The following is an 8110-nucleotide window of genomic DNA, read 5'->3' as shown; positions in this document are numbered from 1 at the left end:
GACGGACCGCCGACGGGCACCCGGTGGCACTGCTGCTCAACATCGGCTCCGCGCGGGACCTGCGGGCCGGCGCCGGCCCGGCCGAGGCCGAGGGGGTCGGCCTGTTCCGCACCGAGTTCCTGTTCCTCGGCCGCCGCGACGCCCCCTCGTTCGAGGAGCAGGTGGCCGCCTACACGGCCGTGCTGGCGGCCATGCCCGGACGTCGGGTGGTGCTGCGCACCCTGGACGCCGGGTCGGACAAGCCGCTGCCGTTCCTGCGCCTGCCCGCGGAGGCCAATCCGGCCCTCGGTGTGCGCGGGGTGCGCACCGGACGGCTGCGGCCGGACGTCCTGGACACCCAGCTCGACGCCATCGCGGCGGCGGCCGGCGAGAGCGGGGCCGAGGCGTGGGTGATGGCCCCCATGGTCGGCACCGCGCGGGAGGCCGCGGCCTTCGCCCGCAGGGCCCGCGATCGGGGGCTGCGCCGAGTCGGGGTGATGGTCGAGGTGCCCGCGGCGGCACTGCACGCCCGGCGGCTGCTCGCCGAGGTCGACTTCCTCAGCATCGGCACCAACGACCTCGGTCAGTACGCCTTCGCGGCCGACCGCCAGCACGGCGAGCTGGCCGACCTTCTCGACCCGTGGCAGCCGGCGCTGCTCCACCTGATCGCCATGTGCGCGCGGGCCGGGCAGGAGGCGGGCAAGCCCGTCGGTGTGTGCGGGGAGGCCGCCGCGGACCCGCTGCTGGCCACCGTCCTGGCCGGGCTCGGCATCGGCGGCCTGTCCATGGCGGCGGCGAGCCTGCCCGGCGTCCGCGCGGAGCTGGCGCGGCGCACGCTGGCGGAGTGCCAGGAGAACGCCCGGCTCGCGCTGGCCGCCGAAGGGCCAGGCGAGGCCCGCGCCATCGTCGCCGCCCGGGCCCGCTGAGCCGTCAGAGCTTGCGGGCGACGGCGCAGAACTGGGAGACCTCCAGCTGGGCGTCGAAGTCGTCCGGGGCGGGCCGCCACTTGGTGCAGGACACGACCCCGGGCGGCAGCATCTCCAGCCCTTCCAGGAACCCGGCCAGCTCCGCGGGCGTGCGCAGGCACATCCGCGCCGAGCCGGCCGCGTTCCACCGCCGCACCGCCTCGACCATCGCCTCGCCGTGCACCTGCGCGGTCGGGTGGGCGATGACCACATGGCTGCCGGACGCCAGCGGCGCCAGCAGCCGGGACATGATCGACATGGCCTGGCCGGTGTCGCAGACGAAGTTGAGGATGCCGAGCAGCATCAGCCCGACCGGCCGGTCGAAGTCCAGCGTGCGGGCGGCCCGCTGGAGGATCTCCTCGGGGGCGCCGAGGTCGGCCTCGATGTAGTCGGTGGCACCTTCGGGGGTGCCCACGAGCAGCGCCCTGGCGTGCGCCAGCACGATCGGATCGTTGTCCACGTAGACGACCCGGCAGGAGGGGTCGGCGGACTGGGCCACCTCGTGGGTGTTGTCGGCGGTGGGCAGGCCGGTGCCGATGTCGAGGAACTGGCGCACGCCCGCCGCGGCCACCAGGTGGCGCACGGCCCGGCCGAGGAAGGCCCGATCGGCGCGCGCGGAGTCCACCAGAGCGGGCATCACGGCCAGGATCTCGTCCCCCACCTTGCGGTCGGAGGCGAAGTGGTCCTTGCCGCCGAGCCAGTAGTTCCACACCCGGGCGGAGTGCGGCAGCGTGGGGTCGATCCTGCTGTGCGGCGGCTCCGGCCCGGCGGCGGAGGACGATGCGTCGGTCACGGGGGAATGCCCCTTCCCGGGGTGAAGCGTGGTGATCAATACCCAGGTTAGCGCTAACAATCGCCGTCCGGGTGGTGTCTCGCGGTGCGGTTTCGCGGTATTCCGCGGACGGCGGTGCGGGACGCGGGCGGCCGTCCGGACGGGGGCGGGAGGCCGATCGGGCCGGCCCGGGATGCGGGCGGGGGAGGTCAGGACGAGACGGGGGAGACGCGCTGCCACTGCGGGTCGCGGTAGAGCACCACCGCCGGGCCGCGCAGCATCTCGTCCGGCGCCGAGAGCATGACCAGCTCGCCGGTGGCCTCCATCTCCCGCAGCAGGTCGCGCACCCGGGGGCCGACCGGGAGGCGGCCGAGCCGCAGGCCGAGGGCCAGGCGGGTCGCGTCCGCGATCTCCGACAGCCGGAACGGGCCCGGGAAGCCGGCGACGAGCCCGCGCACCAGGTCAAGGGTGATCACCTGCTCGGCCTCGCCATGGGCGACCTCCCAGACGAGCTGGACTCCGCGCCGCCCGGTCGCCGCGCAGGCCGGGCAGCGGCGGACGAAGCCCGGCACGAGCTCCTCGTCGGCCGACCCGAGGCACGCCGTGCACTGACCGGTCTCCGAGGCGTGCAACTCGGCGGCCGCCCGGTCGGGCAGCGAGGCGCCACAGGCGCACCGGAAGGTGCGGAAGGCGTGGCCCTCGACCAGCGCGAGGTCGTCGGCGTGCTCCGGAATCTCGTCCCACTGCGTGGTGATCGTGTGCGTGGTCATCGCCGGTGACTCTACCGGGCCGTCCTCGGCGGCGGCCCCCCGCAGGTTAAAAGGTCGTCAAACCACCACGAACAGGTACCTGAGCCGGGGCTGGTGCGCTCGCGGGCATGCTTTTATTGATTCCATGTCAAACCCGGCGATTCTCACCGTCGATGACGATCCCGCCGTCTCACGATCGGTTGCCCGAGACGTCCGCCGCCGATACGGCGACCGATACCGCGTGGTCCGCGCCGACTCCGGCGAGGCCGCCCTGGAGGCGCTGCGCGAGATCAAGCTGCGCGGTGAGCAGGTGGCCGTCCTGCTCGCGGACTACCGCATGCCCCAGATGAACGGCATCCAGTTCCTCGAGGCGGCGATGGATCTGTTCCCGCGCGCCCGCCGCGTTCTGCTGACCGCGTACGCCGACACCGACGCGGCCATCGACGCGATCAACATCGTCGACCTCGACCACTACCTGCTCAAGCCGTGGAACCCGCCGGAAGAGAAGCTCTACCCGGTCGTGGACGCCATGCTCGACGCATGGCTCGCCGCCCCGGACGCGACGACCAGCGACACCCGGGTCGTCGGGCACCGGTGGTCGGCGCCGTCGTTCGCGGTCCGCGACTTCCTCGCCCGCAACCTGGTGCCCTACCGATGGCTGGTGGCCGACGAGCCCGAGGGCGGCCGGCTGCTGACCGCGGCCGGGCTCACCACCGAGGACGTGCCGCTCGTGGTCACCCCGGACGGCACCTCGCTGGTCAAGCCGACCGAGGCCCAGCTCGCCGCGCACGTCGGCCTCACCACCACGCCGACGGAGGAGTTCTACGACCTCGTCGTCGTCGGCGCCGGGCCGGCGGGCCTCGGCGCGGCGGTGTACGGCGCGTCGGAGGGGCTGCGCACCATCCTGGTGGAGCAGCACGCCACCGGCGGGCAGGCCGGGCAGAGCAGCCGCATCGAGAACTACCTCGGCTTCCCCGACGGCGTGTCCGGAGCCCAGCTCACCGACCGCGCCCGCCGCCAGGCGCTGAAGTTCGACGCGGAGATCCTGACCACCCGCGAGGTCGTCGGCCTGGAGGCCGGCGGGTCCACCCGGCTGCTGCACTTCGGTGACGGCAGCATGATCGCCGCGCACACCGTGGTGCTGGCGACGGGCGTGTCCTACCGGCTGCTGGACGCGCCGGGGCTGGCCGAGCTGACCGGCCGGGGCGTCTACTACGGCTCCGCCGCCATCGAGGCGCCCAACTGCAAGGGCGAGGAGATCTACATCGTCGGCGGCGCCAACTCCGCCGGGCAGGCCGCCGTCTACTTCTCCCGCTATGCCAGGCGCGTGCACATGCTGATCCGGGGCGCCGACCTGCGGCGGTCGATGTCGCAGTACCTCATCGACCAGATCGCCGCGATCGGCAACATCGAGGTCCACCCGCACACCTCGGTGATCGGCGGCGAGGGCGGCGAGCACCTGGAACGGCTCCACCTGTGCGACCCGCGCTCGGGCACGCCCCGGACGGTGGACGCCTCGTGGATGTTCATCTTCATCGGCGCCGAGCCGCGCACCGAGTGGCTGGACAAGTCCATCGTCCGCGACGAGCGGGGCTTCGTGGTGACCGGCACCGGCCTGGTCGTCGACGGCCGCCGGCCGTCCGGCTGGACGCTGCCCCGCGATCCCTATCATCTGGAGACCAGCATGCCGGGCGTCTTCGCCGCCGGCGACGTGCGCGCCGACTCGGTCAAGCGCGTCGCCTCCGCGGTCGGCGAGGGCGCCATGGCGGTCTCGCTGATCCACCGTTACCTGGAGAGCCAATGAGCGAACCTGCCGCGGACCCCGGCTGCGGCGCGACGGGCACGGAGCGTCTGACCCCCGCCGAGCTGCGCACTCTGTTCCTGTTCGAGTCGCTCACCGACGAGCAGCTCGCCTGCTTCGCCGAGCGCGGCCACGTCGAGCGTCACCCGGCCACCACCCAGGTCTACCTGGAGGGCGAGCCCGCCACCTGCTTCTACGTCCTGCTGAGCGGCGCGGTCGCCCTGACCAAGCGGGTGCAGGGCGACGAGGTCGAGCTGGTGCGCAGCGACCAGCGGGGCGTGTACGCCGGAGCCACCCAGGCGTCCTTCGGTGACCGGGTCGGCCAGGAGTACATGCACAGCATGCACGCCCTCACCGACATCGAGGTGTTCTCGCTGCCGGCCCCGCTGCTCGCCAAGGCGCTGCGCGAGTGGTTCCCGATGGCGGCCCACCTGCTCGAAGGCATGTTCTTCGGCATGCGGGCCAACCAGACCATCGTCGGTGAGCGTGAACGGCTGCTCGCGCTCGGCTCGCTGTCGGCGGGGCTGACCCACGAGCTGAACAACCCGGCCGCGGCGGCGGTGCGCGCCACCGAGGTGCTGCGCGAGCGGGTGGCCGGCATGCGGCACAAGCTGGCCATGATCGCCGACGGGCGGCTGGACGGCAGCCGCCTGCACCAGCTGGTCGAGCTGCAGGAGGAGGCCGTCAAGCGGGCCGCGAACGCCGCGCCGCTGTCGGCGCTGGCGGCGACGGACGCCGAGGACGAGCTGAGCGACTGGCTCGACGATCACGACATCACCGGCGGCTGGGAGATGGCCTCGACCCTGGTGGCCGGTGGCATCGACGCGCCCTGGCTGGAGCGGATCAAGGAGGCCGTGGGCGGGGAGAACGTCGAAGCGGCGATCCGGTGGCTGTGCTACACCGTCGACACCGAGCAGCTGATGTGCGAGATCTCCGACGCGGTCACCCGCATGTCGACGCTGGTCGCCGCCGCCAAGCAGTACTCCCAGCTCGACCGCACTCCGCACCAGACCGTCGACGTCCACGACCTGCTCGACGCGACGCTCACGATGTTGCAGGCCAAGATCCCCGGGAACGTGCGCACGGTCAGGGAGTACGACCGGAGCATCCCGATGATCCCCGCCTACGCCGCCGAGCTGAACCAGGTGTGGACCAACCTCATCGACAACGCCGTGGGGGCCATGCGGGAGGACGGCGGCACGCTCACCCTGCGCACCGGGAGCGACAGCGACTGCGTCTACGTCGAGATCGCCGACACCGGTACCGGCATCCCTCCCGAGATCCGGCCGCGCATCTTCGAGCCGTTCTTCACCACCAAGCCCGTCGGCGAGGGCACCGGCCTCGGCCTGGACATCTCCTATCGCATCGTGGTCAACAAGCATCACGGCGACATCCGGGTCGAGTCCACCCCTGGCGACACCCGCTTCCGGGTGATCCTTCCCCTCGGCACTCCCTGACCGCGCTCTTCGTCCTCCGTCGTGCCCCGCCGCCCGCACGGGCGGCGGGGCACGCGGTGTCCTGGCGCGCGGGTCAGAAGCAGCCGTTGATCCCGTGGTCGGCGCCGCGGTTGAAGGCGGCGATGCGCTGGCGGGGGGTGCCGTGGTCGCCCGGCTTGGTCCACGGCAGCCGGTCGCCCAGCGCCTGGTAGGCGTCGGCGATCTCCTCCACGTCGCCGTCCTCGAACAGCAGCGTCCCGTCGGCGGCCGCGCCGTACAGCGCGGCGCCCGCCAGGCAGTCGGCCTGCAGCTCGGCCGCCCGCGACCGCAGGGACTCGTCCAGCGTCGCCTGGACGGCGTGCCCCCACTCGTGGGCGATGATGTCGTACACCCAGGCGTCGCCCTCGCGGTATCCCCGCCGCATCAGGTCGGTGTCCCAGGCGATGTAGTGCCCGTTCGGGCAGTAGTAGGCATTGTTGTAGGTCAGTTGCTTGTACCCGCAGTACGGGGCGGCCTTGCCGCTCCGCGAGTAGCCGCCGAAGATGTTCGGCGGGTAATAGCGGCCGGTGAAGTGCCGCGACCAGTGAGTGGCCCAGAAACGGTTCACGACGTACAGCGCCGTGTTGATGTCGGACCGCATGTCGTCCATTTCCCGGGCCTGCGCCGAGGTGCTCCGCGACTGCGGTGTGCTCTGCGATCCGGACGCGTTCGCGACCCCGCCGCCGGCCAGCATCGTGGCGACGCATAAGGCGGCGAGCGCCCCCCACGTCGACAGACGTCGAATCATTCCGCGATTCCCCTCCCTTGGATACCGGACCCCCAGGAGGAGGGTAGTTGCGCCGTGTACGCGGGGGAATGCTAACTGTTATGTCAATTTCCCGGCTTGTCATGGTCAGGAGAGCCGAAATCCGGTAACGAGCGGCCCGTAACCGGAATGGTGCCGACAAGTCACGAAGCACCCCGGAACGCGAACACGCCGGCACCACGAAGCCCACTACGTCACGGACCTGACGATCTTCACCCGTCGGCGGCCGGCCGTGATGGTGCGGGCCTCAGCCGGCGGCGCGGGCGCGCTCCAGGTACGCCGGAAGCCCGGCCATCTTCTCGGCGGGCCAGGGCAGGGCGGCACTGAGCCGGTCGCGATGCTCTTGCCACATCAGCCGGGCCGCCGCCGCGGTCCGCTCGCCCGAGGCCCCCTCGGCGTGGAACCCCGCGCCCAGCTCGTCCCAGCGCCGGACCAGATCCCGCACCCGCGGGTCGCCGGCGGGCGTGCCCTCGTCCATGTGCCCCAGCAACTGCTCGACCAGCTCGGCGAACCAGGTCCTGGCCTGCTCGACGGCTTCCGCGCCGAGCTCGTCGCGGCGGTGCGCGAGCTCCTCGCGCTGTTCGGGGGTGAAGTAGGCGTCCAGCATCGAGATCATCTCCAGCGTGGTCATGAACTGGTCCGAGTCGGGCATGGACGCCTCGTCGAGCCGCCGCAGCAGCCCGCCGACCTGCTCGATCAGCCGCTGCGTACGCTCCGCGCGCACCGTCAGCCGCCGCAGCTGCGCGGTCAGCACCGCGCGCATCGCCGCCGGATCCTCCGGCGCCGACGCGAGCAGCTCTCTGATCTCGCCCAGCGGCATGCCGAGCGAGCGCAGCGCGCGCACCTGGTACAGCCGCCGTACGTCGGCGGCGGTGTACCGGCGGTGCCCGGACGCGCTGCGCCCGCCGGCCGGCACCAGGCCGATCTCGTCGTAGTGCCGCAGCGTGCGCACCGTGACACCGCTGGCCCGGGCCAGCTCGCCGATGCTCCACCGCCCGGCGATGGCGTCCTTCCCGTTCACGCCGCCAACGCTAGGACCTCACGTTACGAGAGGTGCAACCCCGAGCACGGCCGGCGGCCCGGGCGCACGGACGACCCGCGAACCGGCGCCCGGTCGCGGCACTCCAGAGGTTCCCGGGCCGCTCCGGTGGAGAGGCGGCCGGAGCGGGTCAAGGAGTGGGGGCGTCGGCGCAGAGGGCGGCGAAGCGGGCCGCGTCGACGTTGCCGCCGGAGATGACGACGCCGACCCGCCGGGGGAGGCGCTCCACCCGGCCGGCCAGCAGGGCCGCCAGGCCGGTGGCGCCGCTCGGCTCGATGACGATCTTCAACCGCTCGAACGCGAGCCGCATCGCCGCGCGGATGTCGTCGTCGCTCACCAGGGCGATGTCGTCGACCAGCCGCCGGTTGATCGAGAAGGTCAGCTCGCCGGGGATGTCGGCGGCCTGGCCGTCGGCGATGGTGCGCGGCACGGGGATGGACACCCGCTCGCCCGCCAGCAGCGACCGCCTGGTGTCGTCCCCCGCCTCCGGCTCCACGCCGATCACCCGGATGCCCGGCCGCAGACCCTTGGCCGCCGTCGCGCTGCCCGCGACCAGCCCGCCGC

At 72.8% G+C, this 8110-nt stretch carries 8 protein-coding genes; 3 read left to right on the top strand and 5 right to left on the bottom strand.

Annotated features, from left to right (window positions below; genetic code table 11):
• Positions 1-905, top strand: a 905-nt coding sequence (locus tag IEY93_RS38200; RefSeq protein WP_308425754.1) for a putative PEP-binding protein, incomplete at its 5' end; no start/stop codon positions are given.
• A gap of 4 nt (positions 906-909) precedes the next feature.
• Here the strand turns inward: IEY93_RS38200 and IEY93_RS16255 are convergent.
• A complete protein-coding gene (locus IEY93_RS16255; protein WP_189163891.1) occupies positions 910-1737 on the bottom strand; it encodes an SAM-dependent methyltransferase in 828 nt (275 codons plus the stop codon).
• A 188-nt stretch (positions 1738-1925) separates the two neighbouring features.
• Entirely contained in the window at positions 1926-2486 is a 561-nt protein-coding gene (locus IEY93_RS16250) for a hypothetical protein (RefSeq protein ID WP_189163890.1), read from the bottom strand.
• Between the two features lie 124 nt (positions 2487-2610).
• Between IEY93_RS16250 and IEY93_RS16245 the strand changes: the two genes are divergently transcribed.
• Together IEY93_RS16245 and IEY93_RS16240 are read left to right on the top strand one after the other, a co-directional pair.
• Positions 2611-4269 (top strand): NAD(P)/FAD-dependent oxidoreductase, encoded by a 1659-nt coding sequence (locus tag IEY93_RS16245; protein ID WP_189163889.1) that lies wholly within the window; start codon positions 2611-2613, stop codon positions 4267-4269.
• Positions 4266-5723: an ATP-binding protein gene (locus IEY93_RS16240; RefSeq protein WP_189163888.1), complete on the top strand. Its 1458-nt coding sequence runs from the start codon at positions 4266-4268 to the stop codon at positions 5721-5723. The genes IEY93_RS16245 and IEY93_RS16240 overlap by 4 nt, the downstream gene beginning before the upstream one ends.
• A gap of 73 nt (positions 5724-5796) precedes the next feature.
• On the opposite strand, the gene IEY93_RS16235 is transcribed toward IEY93_RS16240, so the two are convergent.
• The 3 genes from IEY93_RS16235 to IEY93_RS38195 form a co-directional block, all read right to left on the bottom strand.
• Positions 5797-6489 (bottom strand): neutral zinc metallopeptidase, encoded by a 693-nt coding sequence (locus tag IEY93_RS16235; protein ID WP_189163887.1) that lies wholly within the window; start codon positions 6487-6489, stop codon positions 5797-5799.
• A 265-nt stretch (positions 6490-6754) separates the two neighbouring features.
• Positions 6755-7528 (bottom strand): MerR family transcriptional regulator, encoded by a 774-nt coding sequence (locus IEY93_RS16230; RefSeq protein ID WP_189163886.1) that lies wholly within the window; start codon positions 7526-7528, stop codon positions 6755-6757.
• A gap of 148 nt (positions 7529-7676) precedes the next feature.
• A partial coding sequence (locus IEY93_RS38195; RefSeq protein ID WP_229691182.1) for a pyridoxal-phosphate dependent enzyme occupies positions 7677-8110 on the bottom strand: 434 nt, incomplete at its 5' end.

Source organism: Sphaerisporangium melleum (assembly GCF_014646695.1).
Lineage (GTDB): Bacteria > Actinomycetota > Actinomycetes > Streptosporangiales > Streptosporangiaceae > Sphaerisporangium > Sphaerisporangium melleum.
This window is presented reverse-complemented; position numbering and strand designations above follow the sequence as displayed.

What these genes read in the sequence shown, in the direction of transcription:
- IEY93_RS16245 (WP_189163889.1), top strand. Translation starts at nt 2,611, where the DNA reads ATGTCAAACCCGGCGATTCTCACCGTCGATGACGATCCCGCCGTCTCA.
- IEY93_RS16235 (WP_189163887.1), bottom strand. Translation starts at nt 6,489, where the DNA reads ATGATTCGACGTCTGTCGACGTGGGGGGCGCTCGCCGCCTTATGCGTC.
- IEY93_RS16240 (WP_189163888.1), top strand. Translation starts at nt 4,266, where the DNA reads ATGAGCGAACCTGCCGCGGACCCCGGCTGCGGCGCGACGGGCACGGAG.
- IEY93_RS16250 (WP_189163890.1), bottom strand. Translation starts at nt 2,486, where the DNA reads ATGACCACGCACACGATCACCACGCAGTGGGACGAGATTCCGGAGCAC.